Consider the following 22248-nt stretch of genomic DNA (forward strand, 5'->3'; position numbering starts at 1 on the left):
GTCTGCCGACCAGCCGCGCTGCTGCCTCCTCCCCGAGGCATCCGCAGCGGGGGCCCGTTTCCGGGCCGGCCCCTTTCCTCCCGGGCACTTTAGCATTCCCCCGCGGAAAAGGGGAAATTCCTTTGAAAAAGAGCATTTTCCGCGCATCGCGCGGTTTCGTGCGGAGCACCCATGCCGGCCCCCGACGACGCTGCGCTGCGGAAACCGCGCGGGGGGGGGCGAGCCCCGGGAGCCACGGGCTCTGCTCGCCACTGCGTCCTGAAGCCGGACGCCCTGCGCGATGGGAGCGTCCGGTTTCCGGTCGTCATTCCGCGGTCGCATCTCGCCCCCGGAGCGATAAGCGCCCGGCTTCCTTGCGGCTTCCGCGATTGGCAAGAAACCTGCTTCCCTTCTTCTTCGGAGAGGGAGGAGAAAACATGGAAAAGGCGCGTTTCGCACCCTTTGCGGTTGCAGAAAAACCGGTCGGCCGGGTGCCGGTGACGGTGCTCACCGGCTTTCTCGGTGCGGGGAAAACCACGCTTCTGAACGCGCTGACGGCGCGGCCGGAGATGGCCGGAACGGCGGTTTTCATCAACGAGCTGGGCGAGATCGGCATCGACCACCACCTCGTCGAGCGAATCGACGAAAGCCTCGTGATCCTTGATTCGGGCTGCCTGTGCTGCACCGTTCAGGGCGATCTGATGCGCGCGCTGATGCGCCTGCACGAGCGCGTCTCGCGCCGCGAGATCGCGCCGGTGACGCGGGTGCTGATCGAGACGACGGGCCTTGCCGATCCCGCGCCGGTGCTGCGCGCTCTGATGGAGGATCGTCTGGTCTCGGCGCGGTTTCGCTGCGACGGGGTGCTGACCGTGGTCGATTGCGAACGCGCCCGCGCGCAGCTGCCGCGTCACCGCGAGGCGCGGGTGCAGGTGAGCCTCGCCGATCGTCTGCTTTTGACGAAATCCGAACTGGCCGGTCAGGTGGAAACTGCCGCCGTCGCCCGCGCGCTGGCCGAACTCAACCCCTCCGCGCCGCAGGTCGTGCTGCGCGCGGGCGCGGCGGAGCCCGACGCGATCTTCGGCGCCGGTCTCTATTCGACCGAGGCGGCGCCCACGGATCTCGGCGACTGGCTCGGCACCGCAAGCCTGCGCGCGCCGGCGCCCGGGCCCTTCGCCGCGACGTTCGGCGGCGCGCCCGCGCATGAACCCTCCCATTCCGGCCGCGTGCGCAGCTTTGTCGTCGAATTCCCCGAGGCGCCGGGCTGGCGCGGGTTTTCCCTTGCGCTCGGGCAGATCCTCTCGGACTGGGCCGGGCGGCTTTTGCGGGTAAAGGGGCTGATCGCGGTGCCCGGGCTTGAGGTGCCGGTCGTGGTGCAATGCGTCGACGGCACCGCCTGCCTGCCGGTGCGCCTGCCGGCCTGGCCGGGCAGCGGCGCGCTGGCCGATCGCCACGGCCGGCTCGTCTTCATCGGCGAGGATCTGGGCGCCGCGGACGAGGCCGGGATCCGCGCGCGTCTCGCCGCGATCCCGGGCGATCGCGAGGCGCTGCGCCGCAGTGCCATCTGCCCCGGCCTGCCGACGCGCAGCTGGCTGTCCGAGCGGATGCCGCTGACGCCGCGGGCCGGGCTCGCTTCCGAGGCCTTCGTGATCCAGCCGCGCTTTCTCGGCGGGGCCCGTCGCCATGGCTGATCCCGGGTGTTGCGCCGGCGGGGGCGCAGGCTACTCTCGCCGGGGGAGGGCGAGCGAATGCGCGCAATGACGGGCCTGCGGCTCGGTCAGAAGATGGCGGTGCAGATGTCGCAGGTGATGCGGCAGGCGCTCGACTATCTGCAGATGGACAATGCTGCGATCTGCGGCATGCTCGTCGCCGCGGCGGCGGAAAACCCCGCCCTGCAGGTCGAACTGCCCGAGCCCGAGGCCGCGCCGCGCCCCGGGCGTGCGCTGCCCCATTGGCGCGCGCAGGCGGGCGGCGATGGCGACGCGGCCGAGCGGTTTGCCGCGCCCGCGCCCGGGCTGCACGCCCATGTCGCCGAACAGATCGGGCTTCTGTTCCGCGCCCCGCGCGAGGCGGCGATTGCGGCGGTCATTGCCGAGGCGCTCGAGCCGAGCGGCTGGCTTGGCGCACCGCTCGAGTCGCTGGCCACGCGCGCGGCCTGTTCGCCGGCGGAGGCGGAGCGGGTGCTCGCGCGATTGCAGCAGATGGAGCCGGCGGGGCTTTTCGCGCGCTCGCTCGCCGAATGCCTTGCACTGCAGCTCGCCGATCAGGAGGCGCTGAGCGATCCGATGCGGCGCCTGCTCGACAATCTGCCGCTGCTCGCGCGCGGCGAGGCGGGCACGCTGGCGCAGCGCTGCGGTGTCGATGCGCCGCAGCTGGCCGCGATGGTCGCGCAGCTGCGCCGGCTCGACCCGAAGCCCGGCACGCATTTCGGCGACGCGCCCGAACTGCGCCGCGCCCCCGATCTGATCGTCACGCGCGATCCGGAGGGGCATTTGCAGGTCGCGCTCAACCGCGAGACGCTGCCGAAGATCACCGTGCGTGGTGACGGCGCCGCCCGCGGCCAGATCGCCGCGGCGAAATGGATCGACCGCACGCTGTCGCGCCGCAACCAGATGCTGCTCGAGGTGGCGGGCCATGTCGTGGCGCGGCAGCAGGCGTTTCTCGAAAGCGGGCCTGCGGCGCTGGTACCGCTCACCTGCACCGATGTCGCGCGCGCGCTCGGCTATCACGACAGCACGATCAGCCGGCTGCGCAACGGGCTTCTGGTGCAGACGCCGCGCGGCATGCTGCCGATGGAGGCGTTCTTCGCCCGTACCGGATCGCGCGGCGGCGCCACGCCGGCCATGGCGGTGCGTGCCGTGCTCGCCGAGCTGATCGCCGCGGAGCCGCCCGAGGCACCGCTCAGCGATCGCGCGCTCACCGAAGCGCTCGCCGCGCGCGGCATCGAGGTTTCACGTCGCGCGGTGGCCAATCACCGCGCGCAGGCGGGGATCCCCCCGGCCTGGGACAGGAAAAGAGGAGGAAAAGCGTGACGCAAACAAGGGTCCAGAGGGGCAAGATCTACGGTTCTGCGGCGGAGGCGCTCGACGGGCTGCTGTTTGACGGGATGATGATCGCGGCGGGCGGCTTTGGCCTTTGCGGTATCCCGGAACTCTTGATCGACGCGATGGTCGAAAGCGGCGTGAAGGACATCACCATCGCCTCGAACAACTGCGGCGTGGATGGTTTCGGCCTCGGCAAGCTGCTCGACACGCGGCAGATCCGCAAGATGATCTCCTCCTATGTCGGCGAGAACGCGGAATTCATGCGGCAGTATCTCTCGGGCGAGCTCGAGCTCGAATTCAACCCGCAGGGGACGCTCGCCGAGCGCATGCGCGCGGGCGGCGCGGGCATTCCCGGGTTCTACACGAAAACCGGCGTCGGTACGGTGGTGGCCGAGGGCAAGGAGCTGAAGGAATTCGACGGTCAGACCTACGTTCTCGAGCGCGGCATCGTCGCCGATGTCTCGATCGTCAAGGCCTGGAAGGCGGATGAAAGCGGCAACGCGATCTTCCGCAAGACCGCGCGCAACTTCAATCCGCCCGCCGCGATGTGCGGCAAGATCTGCGTGATGGAGGTCGAGGAGATCGTGCCGACCGGCTCGCTCGACCCCGATCTGATCCATCTGCCCGGGATCTATGTGCATCGCCTGATCCAGGGCAGCCACGAGAAGCGGATCGAACAGCGCACCACGCGCAAGCGGGAGGTCGCATGATGGCGGGCTGGGATCGCAACCAGATGGCGGCACGCGCCGCGCTCGAGCTGCATGACGGCACCTATGTGAACCTCGGGATCGGGATCCCGACGCTGGTGCCGAACTTCATCCCCGAAGGCGTGAACGTGACGCTGCAATCGGAAAACGGCATGCTCGGCATGGGGCCGTTTCCCTATGAGGGGGAGGAGGATCCCGACCTCATCAACGCCGGCAAGCAGACGATCACGGAGCTGCCGCAGACCGCTTATTTCGACAGCGCCACGAGCTTCGGCATGATCCGCGGCGGCAAGATCGCGATGGCGATCCTTGGCGCGATGGAGGTCAGCGAAAAGGGCGATCTCGCGAACTGGATGATCCCCGGCAAGCTGGTGAAGGGGATGGGCGGGGCGATGGACCTCGTCGCCGGCGTCAAGCGCGTGGTGGTGGTGATGGATCACACCTCGAAACACGGCGAGAGCAAGGTCTTGAAGGAATGCACCTTGCCGCTCACCGGCAAGGGGGTGGTGGATCGGATCATCACCAATCTCGGTGTCTTCGACGTCGGTCACAAGGGGCTGCACATCGTCGAGACCGCCCCCGGCGTGACCGAGGAAGACCTCCGCGCCGCGACCGAGGCGACGATCGTCGACTGAGTTACGCCGCGCCCGGGATCAGGCGTCATCGCCCCCCGGGCGCGGCTTGCGCGGGCCGAGCAGCGGCACGCCGAACAGCGCCAGCGCCGCGAAGATCGCACCGGCGAGGAAGGTCGCCTGCGCGCCGATCTGTTGCCAGAGCGCACCGGCGATCACGCTCGCCAGCAGCAGCGCGACCCCGGTGACGAGGTTGTAAAGGCCGAAGGCCGTGCCGCGCAGCGAGGGCGGCGCGGTATCGGCGACGAGCGCCGAGAGCAGCCCCTGCGTCGCCCCCATGTGCAGCCCCCAGATCAGCACGCCGATCCCCGCGCCCCAAAGCCCGGGGCCAAGCGCCAGCACGAGATCGGCGAGGATCAGCAGCGCGAGCCCGCCGATCAGCAGGCCGCGCCGCCCGATCCGGTCGGAAAGCGCGCCCACGGGATAGGCGGAAAGCGCATAGACGACGTTCATCCCGACGAGCACGAGCGGCACCAGCGCCGTCGCAAGCCCGGCTTCGGAGGCGCGCAGGATCAGGAAGGCCTCGCTGAACCGGGCGAGGGTGAAGACCGAGGCCACCCCCACCGCGACCCAGAAGGCGCGCGGCAGCTGCGCGAGTTCGGCGCGCGACAGCGGCGCGCGGGCGGGCTTTGCCGCGGGGCGGGGCGGCTCGTGCACCGCGGTCAGGATCAGGGCGAGCGACAGGAAGGCGGGGATCACCGCGACCCAGAACACCTTCGAGAAATCATCGGCGAAAAGCGCCATCAGCCCGATCGCGGCGAGCGGGCCGAGCACCGCGCCGATGGTGTCGAGCGACTGGCGCAGGCCGAAGGCGGCGCCGCGCAACCCCTCGGGGGTGAGATCGGCGATCAGCGCATCGCGCGGCGCGCCGCGGATGCCCTTGCCGACGCGGTCGACGAAACGCGCCGCCACCACCCAGCCGAGCGAGGTGGCGAGCGGAAACACCGGTTTCGTCAGCGCGGCAAGGCCATAGCCGAGCGCGGCCAGCCCCTTGCGCCGTCCGAGCCAGTCGGAAAGCGCGCCGGAAAACACCTTGGTGATCGCCGCCGTCGCCTCGGCGATGCCCTCGATCACGCCGACGGCGAGCGCGGTCGCGCCCAGCCCGGCGGTGAGGTAGATCGGCAGCAGCGCGTGGATCATCTCGGAGGAGACATCCATCAGCATCGACACGAAGCCGAGCGCCCAGATCCCCGTCGGCAGCGCGTGCCAGCCCGCCGGTTTCGTCGTGGTCTCGTCGCTCATCGCAGGCTCCCGTTGCGCCGCGGTGCCCCCGGAGCGGGCGCGCGGCAGACAAGGGACAGTTGCCGCCAAATCACGGCGCGGCGCAAGGCTGCGCTGAGGTCTCGGCCTCTGCCGCCATGAAGCGCTGCGCGAGGAGGGCGCGCGCCCGGGGGATCGCCTCCGGCAGGGCGCGCCCCAGCGCGATCTCCGCCGCGATGCCGGTGGCGAGCTGGCAGCCGGTGCCGCGCAGCGTGACCCGGTGGCGGGGGCCGGCAAAGCTGAGCACGGCGCCCGTCGCGCGGTAGAGGCGGTCTTCGCAGCGCTCGGGCGTCATGGCATGCCCGCCCTTCACCAGCACGTTGCGCGCCCCCGCCGCGATCAACGCCGCGGCGATCTCCGCCTCCGCCCCCCCCTCGGGCAGGCCGAGCGCCCGCCCGAGCAGGGCAAGCTCGGGCAGGTTCGGGGTGAGGAGCGTGCAGCGCGGCAGGAGCCGCCCGATCAAGAGGCGCAGCCCCGGCGGATCGAGCAGCGCCCGCCCGGAGGAGGCGCGCAGCACCGGGTCGAGCACCAGCGGCACCGGGGGCAGCGCATCGGCGACGGCCGTGACCGTCGCGGCGGTGCCGAGCATGCCGATCTTGATCGCCGCCACCGCGCCCGCGGCGGCGATCTGGGCGCGGATGACCGGGGCCGGGACCGGGTGGATCGCGCTCACCGCCGCGTCGGTCTGCGCGGTGACGGCGGTCACCACGGTGCGAAACGGCACGCCATGCTGCGCAGCGGTGGCGGCGTCGCGCAGGATCCCGGCGCCGGCGCTCGAATCGAGCCCGCCGATCAGGAGCAGCGGCGCGCTCATGCGCCCTCTCCGACGATCGCGACGCGGGCGTGCCCCGCGCGTTGCAGCTGGCGCGCGGCATGCCAGGCGCGCAGGCCGCTGCGGCAGAGGAAGACCACGCGCCGGCCGGCGGGATCGTCGGGGGCGGCCTCGCCGCGGCGCAGATCGACGGTGATGTCCTCGGGCGTGATCTCGCCGGGCGAAAGGATCAGCGGGCCGGGCTCTTCCGGTTCCGCCGCGCCGTCGAAGCGAAAGCCCGAGAGGCGCCAGCTGGCGAGGTCGATCTGCAGGAGCTGGCCGAGCGGGGAGGGCGTGAGGTTGAGCAGCACCGCAAGCGCCATCTGCGCCTGCAGCGCGCCGAGCGTGGCGACGACCGGCCCCATCACCCCGGCGCTCTCGCAGCTCGCCGCCTGTGCCGGCAGATCGGGGAAGACCGCGCGCAGGCTGGGCGCGCCGCCGCAGAAACCGCCGACATGGCCTTGCCGCGCGAGTACCGCGGCGCTGATCAGCGGCACCCCGCGGGCCTGGCAGATGTCGGAGAGCGTGTAGCTTGTCACGAATGTGTCGGCGGCGTCGATCACGAGGTCGAGGCCCGAGATCTCCGCGCGCGCGATCAGCGGGTCGAGCCGGGCGATCCGCGTGGTGACGGCGCAATCCGGGTTGCGCCGGGAGAGCGCTGCGGCGGCGGCCTCGACCTTCGGCCGGCCCAGATCGCCCATTTCGAAGAGGGTCTGCCGGTGCAGGTTGCTTTCGGCGACAATGTCGGGGTCGATCAGGCGCAGTGCGCCGATGCCCGCCCCGGCGAGCAGCGGCAGCACCGCCGAGCCGAGCCCGCCGGCCCCCACCACCATCACCCGCGCCGCGGCGAGCCGGGCCTGCCCCTGCGCGCCGATCTCGGGCAGCACGGTCTGGCGCGCGTAGCGGCTCATCGCGCCAACTCCCGCGTTGCGGCGATCCAGGCGCGGCAGCGCGCGACCGGGTCGGCGGCGGTGGCGATGTCGGTCACCACCGCCGCGCTGTCGGCGCCGGCAGTGAAAAGCGCGCCGAGGCGGTCGGGGGTGATGCCGCCGATGCCGACGAGCGGCACCGCCCCCGCGCGGCGCTTCCATTCGGTGACGCGGGCAAGGCCCTGCGGCCCCCATTTCATTTTCTTCAGGAGCGTCGGCCAGACCGGGCCGAGCGCGACATAGGCGGGCCGGGTGGCGAGCGCGCGGTCGAGCTCGGCCTCGTCATGGGTGGACAGGCCGAAGCGCACCCCGGCGGCGCGCAACGCGGGGATGTCGGCGGTGTCGAGATCTTCCTGCCCGAGATGGACGAAATCGCAACCCGCCTCGAGCGCGAGACGCCAGTGATCGTTCACCACGAGCTGCGTGCCATGCGCCGCACAGCAGGCCTTGGCACGAAGGATCTGGGCGCGGATCTCCGCCTCGGGCCGGTCCTTCAGGCGCAGCTGCACGAGGCGAACCCCAAGCGGCACGAGGGTCTCGAGCAGATCCGCATCGCCTACGATCGGATAGAAGGGATCGAGCCGGATCATGCCAGCACCGCCATGCCGAAGACCGGGGTCGAGGCCGTGGCCATTTCGCGGCGCGGCATCAGCCCGGCCTCATGTGCGACGCGCCCCGCCGCGACCGCCTGCCCGAAGGCGCGCGCCATCGCGACCGGGTCGGTGGCACGCGCGACCGCGGTGTTGAGCAGCACCGCGTCGAAGCCCATCTCCATCGCCTGCGCGGCCTGGCTTGGCGCGCCGATGCCGGCGTCGATCACCAGCGGCACGCCGGCGAAATGCGCGCGGTAGCTGCGCAGCGCCTCGCGGTTGCGCAGCCCCTGGCCCGAGCCGATCGGCGCGCCCCAGGGCATCAGCACGCGGCAGCCCGCCTCGATCAGCCGCTCGCCGAGGATCAGGTCTTCGGTGGTGTAGGGGAAGACGCGGAACCCCTCGGCGCAGAGGACGCGGGCGGCTTCGAGCAGTGCGAAGGGATCGGGTTGCAGCGTGTCGGCATGGCCGATCACCTCGAGCTTGATCCAGTCGGTGCCGAACAGCTCGCGCGCCATCTGCGCGGTGGTGATCGCCTCGCGCGCGGAATGGCAGCCCGCGGTGTTGGGCAGCAGGCGGCAGCCGCTCTCGCGCAGGATCTCGCGGAAGGCGCCGCCCTCGGGCCCCTCGCGGCGCAGCGAGACGGTGATGACCTCCGCCCCCGAGGCGGCGATCGCGTCGCGCAGCACCTGCGGCGAGGGGTATTGCGCGGTGCCGAGAAGCAGGCGGCTGCTCAGCGGGGTGTCGTAAAACATCGCTCAGCCCCCCTGCATCGGCGAAAGCACCTCGATCCGCGCGCCGGGGGTGAGCGGGGTCTGCCCGCGTGCCCCCCGCGCGACGAAGGCGCCATCGAGCGCGGTCGCGACCGCGGCGGCGTCGAAGCCGCGCTCGGCGATCAGATCGGCGAGGGTGGCGGCGCCGGTCTCGACCGGGGCGCCGTTGAGATCAATGCGCATCGGCGGTTTCCTTTTGCAAGAGCGCGACGAGATCGAGGGCCAGCACCGGCGCCATCAGGAAGCCGTGGCGATAAAGGCCGTTGAGATGGAGGCGGTCGCCCTCGCGCCGGATCTCGGGGATATTGTCGGGGAAAGCCGGGCGCAGGCCGGTGCCGGTGGAAAGGATCTCCGCCTCGGCAAGCGCGGGGTGCAGCGTGTAGGCGGCGGACAGGAGTTCCATCGCCGCGCGTGCGGTGATCGGGCCGGGGCGCGCGCTTTCGACCATCGTCGCGCCAAGCATGAAACGCCCCCCGCCGCGCGGCACGAGGTAGCAGGGAAAGCGCGGATGCAGCAGGCGCAGCGGGCGGGTGAAGGTGACGTCCGGGGCGAAAAGCTCGAGCATCTCGCCGCGCACCGGGCGCAGATCGGGCAGCCGGTCGCCGGAGGACAGCCCGCGGCAATCGACGATGCGCCCGCGCGGGGCGCCGCCATGGATCGCGACGCCGCGGCGGGCGAGGCCCGCGCGCAGCTCGGAGAGCGCGGTGACCGGGGTCACATGCGCCTCCGTAGCGAAGAAGAGGCCGCGGGCGAAGCGGCCGGCGAGACCCGGTTCGAGCACGCCCGGATCGACCCAATCATGGCCGCGGGTCGCGCGGGCGAAGCGGTCGAGCTCGGCGCTGTCGCGGGCGGGGGCGACGACGAGCGTGCCGCGCGCGACGAAGCTTTCGCTATGCGCGCGCCACCAGCCGATTGCGCCCTGCCCGCGGGTGACGACGGTCTCGGGCGCGGCCTCGCCCTCGCAGAACGGGGCGAGCATGCCGCCGGCAAGGCGCGAGGCGGCGGGGGGCGCCCCCTCCGGCGCGATCAGCTCGACGGCGAAGCCCGCCTCGGCCAGCGCCGTCGCCGCGCAAAGCCCGGCGACCCCGGATCCGAGGACGGAGATCATTCCGCCTCCTCCGTCACCGGAACGTAAAGCGCGCCGCCCGCGCGGAACTTCTCCGCCATCCCGGCCATGCCCGCCTGTTTCTCCGCCTCGGCGCGGATGTCGTGGCTGATCCGCATCGAGCAGAACTTCGGCCCGCACATCGAGCAGAAATGCGCGACCTTATGCGCCTCGGCCGGCAGCGTCTCGTCGTGCATTTCGCGCGCGGTGTCGGGGTCGAGGCCGAGGTTGAACTGGTCCTGCCAGCGGAACTCGAAGCGCGCGCGGCTGAGCGCGTCGTCACGCCGTTGCGCGCCCGGATGCCCCTTGGCGAGATCGGCGGCATGGGCGGCGAGCTTGTAGGTGATGACGCCGGTTTTCACGTCGTCGCGGTCGGGCAGGCCGAGGTGCTCCTTCGGCGTGACGTAGCAGAGCATCGCGGTGCCGAACCAGCCGATCATCGCCGCGCCGATGGCGGAGGTGATATGGTCGTAGCCCGGCGCGATGTCGGTCGTCAGCGGCCCGAGCGTGTAGAAGGGCGCCTCGTGGCAGTGCTTCAGCTGTTCGTCCATATTGGCCTTGATCTTGTGCATCGGCACATGGCCCGGCCCCTCGATCATCACCTGACAGTCCTTCGCCCAGGCGATCTGCGTCAACTCGCCCAAGGTACGCAGCTCGGCGAATTGCGCCTCGTCATTGGCGTCGGCGATCGAACCGGGGCGCAGCCCGTCGCCGAGGCTGAAGCTCACGTCATAGGCGCGGGCGATTTCGCAGATCTCCTCGAAATGCTCGTAGAGGAAGCTCTCGCGGTGGTGATGCAGGCACCATTTCGCCATGATCGAGCCCCCGCGCGAGACGATGCCGGTGACGCGGCGCGCGGTCATCGGGATCATGTGCAGCCGCAGCCCGGCGTGGATGGTGAAGTAATCCACCCCCTGTTCCGCCTGTTCGATCAGCGTGTCGCGGAAGATCTCCCAGCTCAGATCCTCGGCCACGCCGCCGACCTTTTCCAGCGCCTGATAAAGCGGCACCGTGCCGATCGGCACCGGGGCGTTGCGCAGGATCCAGTCGCGGATGTTGTGGATGTTGCGCCCGGTCGAGAGGTCCATCACCGTATCGGCGCCCCAGCGGATCGCCCAGACCATCTTTTCCACCTCCTCCTCCATCGAGGAGGTGACGGCGGAATTGCCGATGTTCGCGTTGATCTTCACCTTGAAATTGCGGCCGATGATCATCGGCTCGAGTTCGCGGTGGTTGATGTTCGCGGGGATGATCGCGCGCCCCGCGGCGATCTCGGCGCGCACGAATTCCGGGGTGACGAGGTCGGGGATCCCGGCGCCAAAGGCCTCGCCGTCGCGGGCGGGGGCGGCGATGCGGCCCTCGTTCTCGCGGATCGCGACGAATTCCATTTCCGGCGTGATGATGCCCGCGCGGGCGAAGGCGAGCTGGGTCACCGCGCGGCCGCCGGTGGCGCGCAGCGGGCGGTGGGTGACCGGAAAGGCCGGGGTCAGCCGCGCGCCGGTGGCAAAGCCGTTGTCGGCCGCGGTGACGGTGCGGCCTTCGTGTTCGGCGACCGCGCCCTGCGCGATCAGCCAGTCGCCGCGCAGCCGCGGCAGGCCGCGCCCGATCTCGGTCGCCACCGCCGGGTCGGTATAGGGGCCCGAGCTGTCATAGAGGGTGAGCGGCGCCTCGTTCGAGATCGCGACCTCGCGCATCGGCACGCGGATGGGGTGCAAAGCGCCCTCAAGGTGGATCTTGCGCGAGGCCGGCAGCGGGCCGGTGGTGATCGTGGGGGGCAGGTCTTTCATTTCGGTCTCCTCTTGCGATGAGACCCAAGTGAAACCTTGGCAGAAAGGGGCCGCGACGGCCCGGCAGGAGGGCCCAAGCGGCCCGAAAGGACCGCCCCCAATGGATGAGGAATGCGGAAATGCCCTTCGGTCTTCCTACGCCAGTGTCAACTGGGTCAGGTTCAAAGGGTCGCTTCACCGGGGTTGCCCCCTGTCAGCCTCTCAGTCCCCTTGGCGGGACTCCCCTGACGTGGGGCGGACGATAGCGGCTTCGCGCGACATGTCAACGCCCGCCGCGCAGTGGTGAGGACGCGATGTCGCAGGGGGCAGCGGGCCGCAGAGGCGGCTTTCTAGGGGAAAACCCCTAGTTGCTGCGGGCTATCCCCAAATTGACGGTTTCGTGAACGACACCTAGCGTCCGGGCAGAAATTGCATGGGATCACTGACATGACCGCGGCCCCGAAATCTCGTACCGGAAAATATCTTGCAACGCTCGGCGCCGTGGCGCTGCTGGCCGGCGGCGTCGCGCTCTGGCTGGTGCGCCCGCCGGCGGTCGAGGATCTCTCGCCCGGCTTCACCGGGGAGGCGAATGCCGACCTGATCGCGCGCGGCCGCTACATCGCCGAACTGGGCGATTGCGTCGCCTGCCACACCGCCAAGGGCGGCACGGAAATGGCCGGCGGCCTCGCGCTCGAAAGCCCGATGGGCACGATCTATTCGACCAACATCACCCCCGATCCGGAAACCGGCATCGGCGGCTGGGGCTTTGGCGAGTTCGACCGCGCGATGCGCAAGGGCGTCGCGGCGGACGGGCACAACCTCTATCCGGCGATGCCCTATCCCTCCTATGCGAAGATGTCCGCCGCGGACATGGGCGCGCTCTGGGCCTATCTGAGCCAGGGGCTCGCGCCGGTGAAGCAGCAAAACCCCGAGACCGATCTCGGCTTCCCGTTCAACCAGCGCTGGGGCCTCGGTTTCTGGAACGTCGCCTTCCTCAAGTCGCAGCCCTTCGCCCCCGATCCGTCGAAGGACGCGGTCTGGAACCGCGGCGCCTATCTGGTGCAGGGGCTTGGCCATTGCGGCGCCTGCCACACCCCGCGCGGCATCGGCTTCCAGGAAGTCACGATGTCGGACAAGGGGCCGAAGGGGGACAAGTTCCTCTCCGGTGCGCAGGTCGAGAACTGGAACGCGGTCAACCTGCGCAGCCTCTGGACGGTGTCGGACATGGTGCGCCTGCTCAAGACCGGGCAGAACCGCTTTGCCACCGTCTCGGGCAGCATGACCGATGTCATCTCGCATTCGACGCAGCATTTCACCGATGCCGATCTGACGGCGATGGCGATCTACATGAAGTCGCTGCCCACCGACCGGCCCGAACAGGCCGAAAGCCCCGAGGAGGTGATCGCGGCGGTGGTTCCCGAGACGACCTTCACCACCGCGGGCGGCCTTGGCTATGCGCAGTTCTGCACCGATTGCCACCGCCCGAACGGCGAAGGCGTGCCCGGCGTCTTCCCGGCCTTCGGCGGCAACCACACGATCTCGGCCGAGGATCCCGCGACGCTGATCCACATCACGCTGACCGGCGGCGAGACCGCGGTGACCGCGGCGCATCCGCGCGCCTTCTTCATGCCGGGCTTCGCGCAGCTCGGCGATCAGGAGATTGCCGAGATCCTGAGCTTCGTGCGTGAGAACTTCGGCAATGGTGCCTCGGCGATCACGACTGAACAGGTCGCAGCCGCGCGCAAGGCGATCGGCCCGGCGGTCGCGGCCTCGACCTTCGAGACGCCGCGGCTGGCTGCGATGCTGAAGGAACCGAATGCCGAGCAACTGGTCTATGGCATGCGGCTCAACGCCGAGACCCGTGACCTGCTTCCCGAGAACGTGGGCGACGAGCTGAACTGCACCTCCTGCCACCTCAACGCGGGGACGGTGGCCGATGGCTCGCCCTATATCGGCATCACCGCCTTCTTCCCCTCCTACGGGGCGCGGGCCGGCAAGGTCATCACCATGGAAGACCGGATCAACGGCTGCTTCCGCCGCTCGATGAACGGCAAGCCGCTCGCCAAGGACGGCGAACCGATGAAGGCGATGATCGCCTATTTCGACTGGATGAAGGGCGAGACCAAGCCCGAGGACAAGGTCGAGGGCCGCGGCATCGGCAAGATCGACCAGACGCTGATCCCCGATCCGGTGCATGGCAAGGAGATCTATGCGCAACAATGCGCCGCCTGCCACGGCGAGAACGGCGAGGGCCTGACCGATGCCGCCGGGCGCACCGTCTACCCGCCGCTCTGGGGCGACAATTCCTTCAACATCGGCGCCGGCATGTCCCGCACCTTCAAGGCCGCCGCCTTCGTGAAGCAGAACATGCCGATCGCGGCGCATGGCAAGTTCCCGCTGGGTCAGGGCGGTCTCTCCGATCAGGATGCGGTGGATGTGGGCGAATACTTCAGCCACATGCCGCGGCCCGACTTCCCCGACAAGGTGAAGGACTGGCCGAAGGATCCGAAACCGAAGGACGCGCGGTACTGATCGACCGCCTCGTCCGAAGCCTGCGGCTGGTCCTTTGTCCCGGGGCCGGCCGCATCGCTTGTTGCAAGGGAGCCGGGACAACGTTGAACGCATCGCAGCATTGCGATAGCTGAATTTGTCAATCAGGGAAGAACAGGGAGCCTTCCAGCCATGCTACACCGCAAGATCCTCACCGGGTTTGCGCTGCTGCTCGCCACGAGCGCGGCGCAAGCCGGAACCGACGAGGTCATGAGCCTGATCACCGAGGGCACCGACACGGTCCCCGCCTGCGCCACCTGCCACGGGGAGACGGGGCTGGGCAGCGCCGACATGGGCGCGCCGATGATCGCCGGAATGGATGCGGGGTTCCTCGCGGGGGCGCTGCACGGTTTTGCCGACGGCACCCGGGTGGGCGACACGATGTCCTCGATCGCGCCGGAACTGACGGGAGATCAGATCACCGCGCTTGCGACCTATTTCGCCGCGCAGAAGGCGGAAAAGCAGGACTGGCCCGCGCCGGAGACCGAGGTCGCGGCGGATGCCGCGGCGGGTGAGGCGCTCTTCCACAATGGCGACTGGAGCCGGGAGATCCCCTCCTGCGCCAGCTGCCACGGCCAGAACGGCGAGGGCGTCGGCGCGGTCTTCCCGCGCATCGCCGGCCAGGAGACCGCCTATGTCGCGCAGCGGCTCGAGCAGCTCGCCGCGCCCGAGCAGCCCTCGAGCGATGCGAACAAGGCGCTGATGGCCGCGGTCGCCGGCAAGCTCACGCCCGAGGAACGCGCCAATGTCATCGCCTATCTCGCCACGCTCGACCCGAACGCCGGGCCGCTGACCGGCTACACCCCGGCCGATCTGAGCTGGGACATGCCGAAGATGAAGGACAAGCCGCTGGCCGCCGGCATCGACTGGACCTCGGCGCAGACCGCCTATGAAAAGCAGCAAAAGCGGATCAACAATCCGAAGGTCTATACCCACACCCCGCCGACGCTCGACCAGATCCCCGAGGGGCCCGAGGGTGATCTGATCCGCTTTGGTCGCGATATCTTCGTCAACACGCAGAAGCTGCGCGGCACCTATGTCGGCAACGATCTCTCCTGCACCAACTGCCACCTCGGCGCCGGCGCCAATCCGAACGCGGCGCCGATCTGGGCGACGACGGTCGACTTCCCGCAGTATCGCTCGAAGAACCTGCATGTGAACACGCTCTACGAGCGGCTCGCGGGCTGCTTCACCTATTCGATGAACGGCACGCCGCCGGCGCCGAACAGCAAGGTGATGGTCGCGCTCGAAAGCTACATGAAATGGCTTGGCACCGGCATCCCCTCGGATGCGATCGTCGAGCCGCGCGGCTATATCTACCTGCCGGTGCCCGAGGAGAAACCCGATTACGCCCGGGGCGAGGCGGTCTATGCCGCGCGCTGCGCCACCTGCCACGGCGCCGATGGCCAGGGCAAGAAAGAGGGCGATCACGTCGTCTTCCCGCCGCTCTGGGGGGCGAATTCCTTCAACTGGGGCGCGGGCATGCATGACCTCGAGAAGGCCGCGGGCTTCATCAAGCACAACATGCCGCTCGGCAATGCCGATCTGACCGAGGCGCAGGCCTGGGACGTGGCGCTTTACCTCAACAGCTTCCAGCGGCCGCAGGATCCGCGCTGGCTTGGCTCGGTCGAGGATACCCGCCGCTTCTTCCAGCGCGGCACCAACACCTATGGCACGACGACGCCGAACGGGCTGATGGGCGACGAGGGCGCGCCGCTTGAAAAACCCGCGGGGCTGAGTGCGGCGGAAAGCGCGGCGCCGAAGCTCACCGATGTGGCGAAGGCGCAGATCGCCGCCGGCTCGAACTGAACAGGGCCGGCCCCGGCGCCCCGGGGCCGTGGCCTGAACCGGAAACCGCCCCGATCCTGCGATCGGGGCGGCTTTCATTCCGGGATCAGACGTCGAGTTCCTCGACGAAACGGGCGTTCTCGGTGATGTACTGGAAGCGCAGCTCGGGTTTCTTGCCCATCAGCCGCTCGACGAGATCGCCGGTTTCCCCCGCGAATTCGTCGTCGATGGTGACGCGGATCAGCTTGCGCGTCTCCGGGTTCATCGTCGTGTCCTTCAGATCCTTGGCGTCCATCTCGCCCAGACCCTTGAAGCGCTGCACGTCGATCTTGCCCTTGCCGCCGAGGCCCTTGGCAAGCATCACCTCTTTTTCCGCGTCATCGGAGACATAGATGCGCCGCGCGCCCTGCGTGAGGCGGTAAAGCGGCGGGCAGGCGAGGTAGAGATGCCCCTTGTCGATCAGCCCGCGCATCTGGGTGAAGAAGAAGGTCATCAAGAGCGAGGCGATATGGGCGCCGTCGACATCCGCGTCGGTCATGATGATGATCTTGTCATAGCGCAGATCGTCGACGCGGAACTTCGTGCCGAGGCCGACGCCGAGCGCCTGGGCGAGATCGTTGATCTCCTGGTTCTGGCCGAGTTTCGAGGAGGCGGCGCCAAGCACGTTCAGGATCTTGCCGCGCAGCGGAAGCAGCGCCTGATGCGTGCGGTCGCGCGCCATCTTCGCCGAGCCGCCCGCCGAGTCGCCCTCGACGATGAAAAGCTCGGTGCCCGAGCGGTTGGTCGCGGAACAGTCGACGAGCTTGCCGGGCAGGCGCAGCTTCTTCGTCGCGGTCTTGCGCGAGGTTTCCTTTTCCTGCCGGCGCCGCAGCCGTTCCTCGGCGCGCAGCACGAGGAAATCGAGGATCGCGCCCGCCGATTTCGGATCGGCCACCAGCCAGTTGTCGAAATGGTCGCGCACCGCGGCCTCGACCCATTTCGCGGCCTCTTCGGTCGAGAGGCGATCCTTCGTCTGGCCGACGAAAGAGGGCTCGCGGATGAAGATCGAAATGAGCGCGCAGCCGCCGGTGAGCATGTCGTCGCGGGTAATGAGGCCAGCCTTCTTGTTGTTCGACAGCTCGCCATAGGCGCGGATCCCCTTGAGGATCGCGTTCCAGAAGCCCTGCTCATGGGTGCCGCCCTCGGGCGTGGGCACGGTGTTGCAATAGCTGTGGATGAAGCCGTCGCGCATCGGCGTCCAGTTGATCGCCCATTCGACCGAGCCGGGGACGTTGAACTTCTCCTCGAAGCTGACGCGGCCCGCGAAGGGGCGGTCGGCATAGGTCGAGGTTCCGGTCAGCGTCTCGTTCAGGAAGTCGGCCAGACCATTGGGGAAGCGGAAGGTCGCTTCCATCGGCATGTCACCGTCGGGGATTTCGCTTTTCCAGCGGATCTCGACGCCCGAGAAGAGATAGGCCTTCGAGCGCGCCATCTTGAAAAGCCGCGAGGGTTTCAGCGCGAGCGAGCCGAAGATCTCGGGATCGGGGTGGAAGGTGACGGTGGTGCCGCGGCGGTTGGGCGCGGCACCGATCATCTCGATCGGGCCTTGCGGCACGCCGCGCGAAAAGCGCTGCTCCCACAACTCCTTGTTGCGCGCGACCTGCACGATCATGCTGTCGGAAAGCGCGTTCACCACGGAGGAGCCGACGCCGTTCAGGCCGCCCGAGGTCGAATAGGCCTTGTTCGAGAATTTGCCGCCCGCGTGCAGCACGGTCAGGATGACTTCGAGCGCCGATTTGCCGGGGAATTTGGGGTGCGGGTCGACGGGCATGCCGCGGCCGTTGTCGGTGATCGTGACCGAGCCATCGGCATTCATCTCGACCCCGATGCGGGTGGCATGGCCGGCCACCGCCTCGTCCATCGAGTTGTCGAGGATTTCCGCCACGAGGTGATGCAGCGCGCGCTCGTCGGTGCCGCCGATATACATGCCCGGACGCTTGCGCACCGGCTCGAGCCCTTCGAGCACCTCGATCGACGAGGCGTCATAGGTCTCGGGCGGCTGCGAAGAGAGGAGATCGTCGGCCATGCTGCTCGCTTTCACTGGTGGTCTTGAGGGGCAGGGATACCGCAGCTTGGCCCCGGGGGGCAAGGCGGGGGGCGCCGCCCCCCGACCCCCCGGGGATATTTGAGCACTTTGGAAGCGGCGTTATCGCCCGGGGGCGCGCAAACGGGCGCCCCGATGGCGGCAAGGCCGCGTCGCGTCAGGCCATCCAGTCGTTCGTCGAGAGGTCGATCGTGGTGTCGTGGAATTGCAGGAACTCGACGTCGAGCACGGTGTCGGTGCCGTCGAACATGGTGCCCCGGGCATGGGTGACCACATAGGCGCCGTCGACGAGCGCGATGTCGTAATCGGCCCGGTCGCCGGAGAAGACGACGGTGTCGAGGCCGGCGTTGCCGTCGACGATGTCGTCGCCGCGTCCGCCGATCAGCGTGTCGTTGCCGTAGGAGCCCGCGATCGTGTCGTCCCCCGCGAGGCCAAAGATCCGGAGGTCGCCGAAGGTCATGGAGGCGAAAGCGTCATCCTGCTGACTGCCGCGGACGGTCAGGGCCTGATCGGCAAGATTGTTCCAGTAGAAGCTGACGCCCGTGTCGCTGACGCCGGAAAAGTCGACGGTGCGGATGCTGGCGGCGGCGCTTGCGATCTCGATGATGGTCGGGGTGGGGGTGTTGTCGACGAGACGGATCACCCCGTCCCCATAGGACAGGGAGATCCCGGAGCCCGTCTGTGCCGGCGTGCCGCTGACCGTCAGCCGGCCATTGTCGAGTTCGAGCGAGAGATCGGTGATCGGGGGCAGGTCGACGACCCCGTCGGAGAACTGCGCGTGTTCGACGTTGATCACGGTGTCGGTGCCATCGAATTGCGTGCCGCGCGCATGGGTGATCGCATAGGTGCCGTCGGCCTGCTCGGTGATGTCATATTCCGCGCGCGCCCCGCGAAAGACGATCGTGTCCTCGCCGGCGTCGCCGTTGATCGTGTCGTTGCCGCGCTCGCCGGCGATCGTGTCCGACCCGGCGCCGCTGTTGATCTCGTCGCGGCCCCATCCCCCCCAGACGCGGTCGTTGCCATAGCTGCTCTGGATGATGTCGTTCCCCGCGCCGCCGAACACCGTGCAGTCGCTGGTCGAGTAAAGGTCGATGCTGTCGCTTTGTGCGCTGCCGCGAATCGTGGTCGCGGCCTGTGCCATCCAGGTCAGCGAGATCCCCGTCCCGGTGACGAGGTTGAAATTGAGCGCGGTGATCGTCGAGACGTCACCGGTGACCGGCACGGTGGTATAGCCGGAGTTGTTGTCGGTGATGCTGAGCTGGGCGTATTCGGGTTCGCCATAGACATAGATGCGGCCGATCGGGCCGGCGCCGGTTTGCGCGGCCGCGCCGCTCAGGCGCAGGCGGCCGCCCGAGAGCGTCGCCTCGAGGTCGGTCGGCGGGGCGGAGATGTCGACGATACCGTCGTCGAACCGCGCGATCTCGACATTGCTCACCGTGTCGGTGCCGTAGTTTCCCGGGCCCGAGATCTGGGTGATGACGTAGCTCCCGTCGGAGGTGGTGATCTCGTAATCGCTGATCGCGCCGCGCAGCACGACCGTGTCGATGCCGTCGCCCCCGTTGATCGTATCGTCGCCGCGCCCGCCGACCAGCGTGTCGTCCCCGTCATATCCGTTCAGCGTGTCGTTGCCGTCCCCGCCATAGAGACGGTCGTCGCTGAGGCCCCCGGCGAGAAGGTCGTCGCCCCCGAGCCCCTGCATCACCCCCGCCGTCCGGGATTCGAACCTGAGACTGTCGTCTTGTTGCGAACCGATGAGCGAGGTCTCGGCCTGCAGATAATACCAGCTCACGGTGGCGCCGGAGACGGTTAACCCGCTGAGGTCGAGATTGACGAGAGTCGTCGCATCACTGGTGACGGCGATCTGCGTCCCGGCGCCGTCATCCTGTCGGACGACAGGCAGGATGCGGCTCGAGCCGGTGTAATTGGGATAGCTGATCTCGACCCCGGTGAACGTGGCGCCGCTGGCCGCCCCGGTGACGTAGAGCCAGCCATCCCGGATCGTCGCGCTCAGCGCCGCCGCCTGCATCGCCGCATCGAAAGGGAGAGCGTTCGCGCCGCTCGAGGTAACCTGACCCATAATCACTCCATCAAATTCGAGACCGATAACGCATTCACTGACAAAATGAGAGAAGTCAGGCCGTTACATGCCGACAGGGTGCCGCGTTGCCGCGACATGTCAACCCCGCGGAGATCTTCGGCGGGCGACCGGCTCGATTACGCCGGTTCGTCGAGGCGCTTGCGCCACATCTCGCGGAAGGCCGGGCGCGACTGGCACAGGTCGAGCCAGCGCTTCACCCGCTCGAAACGCTCCATCAGCGGCAGATGCGGCTGCGCGTAGCGCACGACCTCGGCCATGTTGATGTCGGCCACGGTGAAGCGCCCGCCGACCATGTGGCTGTGCGTGGCGAGATGGCTCTCGAGCACCGCGAAGGGGCGCGCGAGCCGGTCCGCCGCGGCATCGACGATCTTCTGGCGTGCCTCGGGGAAATCCTCGCCCTTGGCATAGGCGAAGGAGATCTCGAGCGCGTCATTCTCGATCGAGGTCGCGCCGTAGAGCGCCCATTGCAGCATCAGCGCCTCTTCCTGCGCATCCTTCGGCGCAAGCGGGCCGCCGGCCTTCTTCGCGAGGTAGAGGTTGATCGCGAGCGATTCGCTCAGCACGAGGCCGCCGTCCTCCATCACCGGGATCGCGCCGGCGGGGGAAAGGCGCAGGAACTCCGCCGAAAGCGTGTTCAGCGGCGCGGTGGGCGCATGCGGGTCGGTGCCGCGCGCCTCCAGCCGATAGGCCTGGATCACCGGTCGGAGCTGCCATTGCAGGCCAAGCTCGGAAAGCGCCCAGATGTTGCGCGTCGCGCGCGAGCGATAGGTGCCGTAAAGGGTGATCATCGCGTCCTCCTGTCGCGCCAGACTGCGCGTGGTCGCGGCGAAAGAAAAGAGGGGAGCACCGGACCCGGGCCAGAAAAACAAGGCGGATGTGACAGTTTTTTGACGCGTATCAAGGCGGAATTCACGCCGCACTGCTAAGGCGGGTCAGACAAGAAGGGAGTATGTGCATGGACGATCAGATCCTGTCGGAAGCGGTGCAGGCCAAGCCTGAGGCGCCGCAGGGGGAGGTAACTGCCGCAGCGACCCTCGCGGGGGGCGCTGCCGCGGCGGTGACCCCTGCGGAAACCTCGGCGCCGGAGGCGGAGGTCGCACCGGGAGAGGGCGCGCTGACCGGGCCCCAGAGCTTTCCGAAGCTCGACCCGAACGCGATCCGCATCGCCTTCGAAAGCGGGAAATACCCCTATCCGCGTCGCATGGGCCGCCCCGCCTATGAGAAGGAAAAGGCGCTCCTGCAGGCCGAGCTGCTCAAGGTGCAGCTTTGGGCGCAGGAGACCGGGCAGAAATTCGTCATCCTCTTCGAGGGGCGCGACGCGGCCGGCAAGGGCGGCACGATCAAGCGCTTCAACGAGCACCTGAACCCGCGCTTCGCGCGCGTCGTCGCGCTGAACAAGCCGACCGAGGAAGAGCGCGGGCAATGGTATTTCCAGCGCTATGTCGAGCATCTGCCCACCGCGGGCGAAATGGTGTTCTACGATCGCAGCTGGTACAACCGCGCCGGGGTCGAGCGGGTGATGGGCTTCTGCTCGCCCTCCGAATATCTCGAATTCATGCGCCAGACGCCCGAGCTCGAAAGGATGCTCGTGCGGTCCGGGGTCCGGCTTTACAAATACTGGTTCTCGGTCACCCGCGACGAGCAGCGCCGCCGCTTCAAGGCGCGTGAGACCGATCCGCTGAAACGCTGGAAGCTCTCGCCGATCGACCTCGCCTCGCTCGACAAATGGGACGATTACACCGAGGCGAAGGAGGCGATGTTCTTCTACACCGACACCGCCGATGCGCCCTGGGTGATCGTGAAGTCGAACGACAAGAAACGCGCGCGGCTGAACTGCATGAAGCATTTCCTCTCGACGCTCGACTATCCCGACAAGGATCCCGCGATCGCCACGCCCTATGATCCGCTGATCGTGGGCCATGCGAGCCATGTGATCCACGGGGCCGACCACATCCTCGGCTCGGCGCTGCATCCCGACAATCGCCGGGCCCCGGGGAAGGCCTGAGCCGCGGCGCAGACCGGTCCGGCGCCCTGCGTGCCGGACCGGTTCGCGGGTCGTTTTCCGCCGGTCACGCCGTTGTGACCGGTTTCGCGTCCATCTGTCGCGACGGAAACATGCTGCATATGCGTAATACT

18 protein-coding genes are annotated in these 22248 nt (G+C 68.8%); 7 read left to right on the plus strand and 11 right to left on the minus strand.

Annotation, left to right across the window (positions count from 1 at the left end; all coding sequences use genetic code 11):
- Window positions 1–416: 416 nt before the first annotated feature.
- Genes AB7U46_RS04885 through AB7U46_RS04900 form a run of 4 tightly spaced genes read left to right on the plus strand, consistent with a single transcriptional unit; the run spans window position 417 to window position 4362 of the window.
- Window positions 417–1667 carry a CobW family GTP-binding protein gene (locus AB7U46_RS04885; protein WP_428335816.1) on the plus strand — a complete coding sequence of 417 codons (1251 nt, stop codon included), beginning with the start codon at window positions 417–419 and terminating at the stop codon, window positions 1665–1667.
- Between the two features lie 57 nt (window positions 1668–1724).
- Window positions 1725–3008: an RNA polymerase factor sigma-54 gene (gene rpoN / locus AB7U46_RS04890; protein WP_428335817.1), complete on the plus strand. Its 1284-nt coding sequence runs from the start codon at window positions 1725–1727 to the stop codon at window positions 3006–3008.
- Window positions 3005–3730: a CoA transferase subunit A gene (locus tag AB7U46_RS04895; protein ID WP_428335818.1), complete on the plus strand. Its 726-nt coding sequence runs from the start codon at window positions 3005–3007 to the stop codon at window positions 3728–3730. The genes rpoN and AB7U46_RS04895 overlap by 4 nt, the downstream gene beginning before the upstream one ends.
- Window positions 3730–4362: a CoA transferase subunit B gene (locus AB7U46_RS04900; protein WP_428335819.1), complete on the plus strand. Its 633-nt coding sequence runs from the start codon at window positions 3730–3732 to the stop codon at window positions 4360–4362. The genes AB7U46_RS04895 and AB7U46_RS04900 overlap by 1 nt, the downstream gene beginning before the upstream one ends.
- Before the next feature lie 18 nt (window positions 4363–4380).
- Here AB7U46_RS04900 and AB7U46_RS04905 read toward each other — a convergent pair whose 3' ends face one another.
- From AB7U46_RS04905 to thiC, 8 genes are all read right to left on the minus strand, one after another.
- Window positions 4381–5601 (minus strand): MFS transporter, encoded by a 1221-nt coding sequence (locus AB7U46_RS04905; RefSeq protein ID WP_428335820.1) that lies wholly within the window; start codon window positions 5599–5601, stop codon window positions 4381–4383.
- A gap of 70 nt (window positions 5602–5671) precedes the next feature.
- On the minus strand, window positions 5672–6433 hold the full coding sequence (locus AB7U46_RS04910) for a bifunctional hydroxymethylpyrimidine kinase/phosphomethylpyrimidine kinase (protein ID WP_428335821.1): 762 nt from the start codon (window positions 6431–6433) through the stop codon (window positions 5672–5674).
- On the minus strand, window positions 6430–7341 hold the full coding sequence (locus AB7U46_RS04915) for a ThiF family adenylyltransferase (RefSeq protein ID WP_428335822.1): 912 nt from the start codon (window positions 7339–7341) through the stop codon (window positions 6430–6432). Before AB7U46_RS04915 ends, AB7U46_RS04910 begins: the two co-directional genes overlap by 4 nt.
- Complete coding sequence (locus AB7U46_RS04920) at window positions 7338–7949, minus strand: thiamine phosphate synthase (protein WP_428335823.1); 612 nt, start codon at window positions 7947–7949, stop codon at window positions 7338–7340. The genes AB7U46_RS04915 and AB7U46_RS04920 overlap by 4 nt, the downstream gene beginning before the upstream one ends.
- Window positions 7946–8704 (minus strand): thiazole synthase, encoded by a 759-nt coding sequence (locus tag AB7U46_RS04925; protein WP_428335824.1) that lies wholly within the window; start codon window positions 8702–8704, stop codon window positions 7946–7948. Before AB7U46_RS04925 ends, AB7U46_RS04920 begins: the two co-directional genes overlap by 4 nt.
- Before the next feature lie 3 nt (window positions 8705–8707).
- Entirely contained in the window at window positions 8708–8905 is a 198-nt protein-coding gene (gene thiS / locus AB7U46_RS04930) for a sulfur carrier protein ThiS (protein ID WP_428335825.1), read from the minus strand.
- On the minus strand, window positions 8895–9830 hold the full coding sequence (locus AB7U46_RS04935; protein ID WP_428335826.1) for an FAD-dependent oxidoreductase: 936 nt from the start codon (window positions 9828–9830) through the stop codon (window positions 8895–8897). The genes thiS and AB7U46_RS04935 overlap by 11 nt, the downstream gene beginning before the upstream one ends.
- Window positions 9827–11614, minus strand: a complete 1788-nt coding sequence (gene thiC / locus AB7U46_RS04940; RefSeq protein WP_428335827.1) for a phosphomethylpyrimidine synthase ThiC — start codon at window positions 11612–11614, stop codon at window positions 9827–9829. Before thiC ends, AB7U46_RS04935 begins: the two co-directional genes overlap by 4 nt.
- Window positions 11615–12040: 426 nt before the next feature.
- Between thiC and AB7U46_RS04945 the strand changes: the two genes are divergently transcribed.
- Window positions 12041–14125, plus strand: a complete 2085-nt coding sequence (locus AB7U46_RS04945; protein ID WP_428335828.1) for a c-type cytochrome — start codon at window positions 12041–12043, stop codon at window positions 14123–14125.
- Window positions 14126–14275: 150 nt separating this feature from the next.
- On the plus strand, window positions 14276–15952 hold the full coding sequence (locus tag AB7U46_RS04950) for a c-type cytochrome (RefSeq protein ID WP_428335829.1): 1677 nt from the start codon (window positions 14276–14278) through the stop codon (window positions 15950–15952).
- Window positions 15953–16037: 85 nt separating this feature from the next.
- Here the strand turns inward: AB7U46_RS04950 and parE are convergent, their stop codons facing one another.
- The 3 genes from parE to AB7U46_RS04965 form a co-directional block, all read right to left on the minus strand.
- On the minus strand, window positions 16038–17996 hold the full coding sequence (parE, locus tag AB7U46_RS04955; protein WP_428335830.1) for a DNA topoisomerase IV subunit B: 1959 nt from the start codon (window positions 17994–17996) through the stop codon (window positions 16038–16040).
- A 175-nt stretch (window positions 17997–18171) separates the two neighbouring features.
- On the minus strand, window positions 18172–20091 hold the full coding sequence (locus AB7U46_RS04960) for a calcium-binding protein (RefSeq protein ID WP_428335831.1): 1920 nt from the start codon (window positions 20089–20091) through the stop codon (window positions 18172–18174).
- 137 nt (window positions 20092–20228) lie between these two features.
- A complete protein-coding gene (locus AB7U46_RS04965) occupies window positions 20229–20900 on the minus strand; it encodes a glutathione S-transferase family protein (protein WP_428335832.1) in 672 nt (223 codons plus the stop codon).
- Window positions 20901–21067: 167 nt separating this feature from the next.
- Here AB7U46_RS04965 and ppk2 point away from each other — a divergent pair, with 167 nt between their 5' ends.
- Entirely contained in the window at window positions 21068–22117 is a 1050-nt protein-coding gene (gene ppk2, locus AB7U46_RS04970; RefSeq protein WP_428335833.1) for a polyphosphate kinase 2, read from the plus strand.
- The last annotated feature ends 131 nt before the right edge of the window (window positions 22118–22248 follow it).

Source organism: Paenirhodobacter sp. (assembly GCF_050177655.1).
Classification (GTDB): Bacteria; Pseudomonadota; Alphaproteobacteria; order Rhodobacterales; family Rhodobacteraceae; genus Rhodobacter.

Coding starts and splice junctions, on each gene's coding strand:
- AB7U46_RS04945 (WP_428335828.1), top strand. CDS start 12,041: ATGACCGCGGCCCCGAAATCTCGTACCGGAAAATATCTTGCAACGCTC.
- AB7U46_RS04960 (WP_428335831.1), bottom strand. CDS start 20,091: ATGGGTCAGGTTACCTCGAGCGGCGCGAACGCTCTCCCTTTCGATGCG.
- rpoN (WP_428335817.1), top strand. CDS start 1,725: ATGCGCGCAATGACGGGCCTGCGGCTCGGTCAGAAGATGGCGGTGCAG.
- AB7U46_RS04915 (WP_428335822.1), bottom strand. CDS start 7,341: ATGAGCCGCTACGCGCGCCAGACCGTGCTGCCCGAGATCGGCGCGCAG.
- AB7U46_RS04920 (WP_428335823.1), bottom strand. CDS start 7,949: ATGATCCGGCTCGATCCCTTCTATCCGATCGTAGGCGATGCGGATCTG.
- thiS (WP_428335825.1), bottom strand. CDS start 8,905: ATGCGCATTGATCTCAACGGCGCCCCGGTCGAGACCGGCGCCGCCACC.
- AB7U46_RS04935 (WP_428335826.1), bottom strand. CDS start 9,830: ATGATCTCCGTCCTCGGATCCGGGGTCGCCGGGCTTTGCGCGGCGACG.
- AB7U46_RS04900 (WP_428335819.1), top strand. CDS start 3,730: ATGGCGGGCTGGGATCGCAACCAGATGGCGGCACGCGCCGCGCTCGAG.
- AB7U46_RS04910 (WP_428335821.1), bottom strand. CDS start 6,433: ATGAGCGCGCCGCTGCTCCTGATCGGCGGGCTCGATTCGAGCGCCGGC.
- thiC (WP_428335827.1), bottom strand. CDS start 11,614: ATGAAAGACCTGCCCCCCACGATCACCACCGGCCCGCTGCCGGCCTCG.
- AB7U46_RS04925 (WP_428335824.1), bottom strand. CDS start 8,704: ATGTTTTACGACACCCCGCTGAGCAGCCGCCTGCTTCTCGGCACCGCG.
- AB7U46_RS04905 (WP_428335820.1), bottom strand. CDS start 5,601: ATGAGCGACGAGACCACGACGAAACCGGCGGGCTGGCACGCGCTGCCG.
- ppk2 (WP_428335833.1), top strand. CDS start 21,068: ATGGACGATCAGATCCTGTCGGAAGCGGTGCAGGCCAAGCCTGAGGCG.
- AB7U46_RS04885 (WP_428335816.1), top strand. CDS start 417: ATGGAAAAGGCGCGTTTCGCACCCTTTGCGGTTGCAGAAAAACCGGTC.
- AB7U46_RS04950 (WP_428335829.1), top strand. CDS start 14,276: ATGCTACACCGCAAGATCCTCACCGGGTTTGCGCTGCTGCTCGCCACG.
- AB7U46_RS04965 (WP_428335832.1), bottom strand. CDS start 20,900: ATGATCACCCTTTACGGCACCTATCGCTCGCGCGCGACGCGCAACATC.
- parE (WP_428335830.1), bottom strand. CDS start 17,996: ATGGCCGACGATCTCCTCTCTTCGCAGCCGCCCGAGACCTATGACGCC.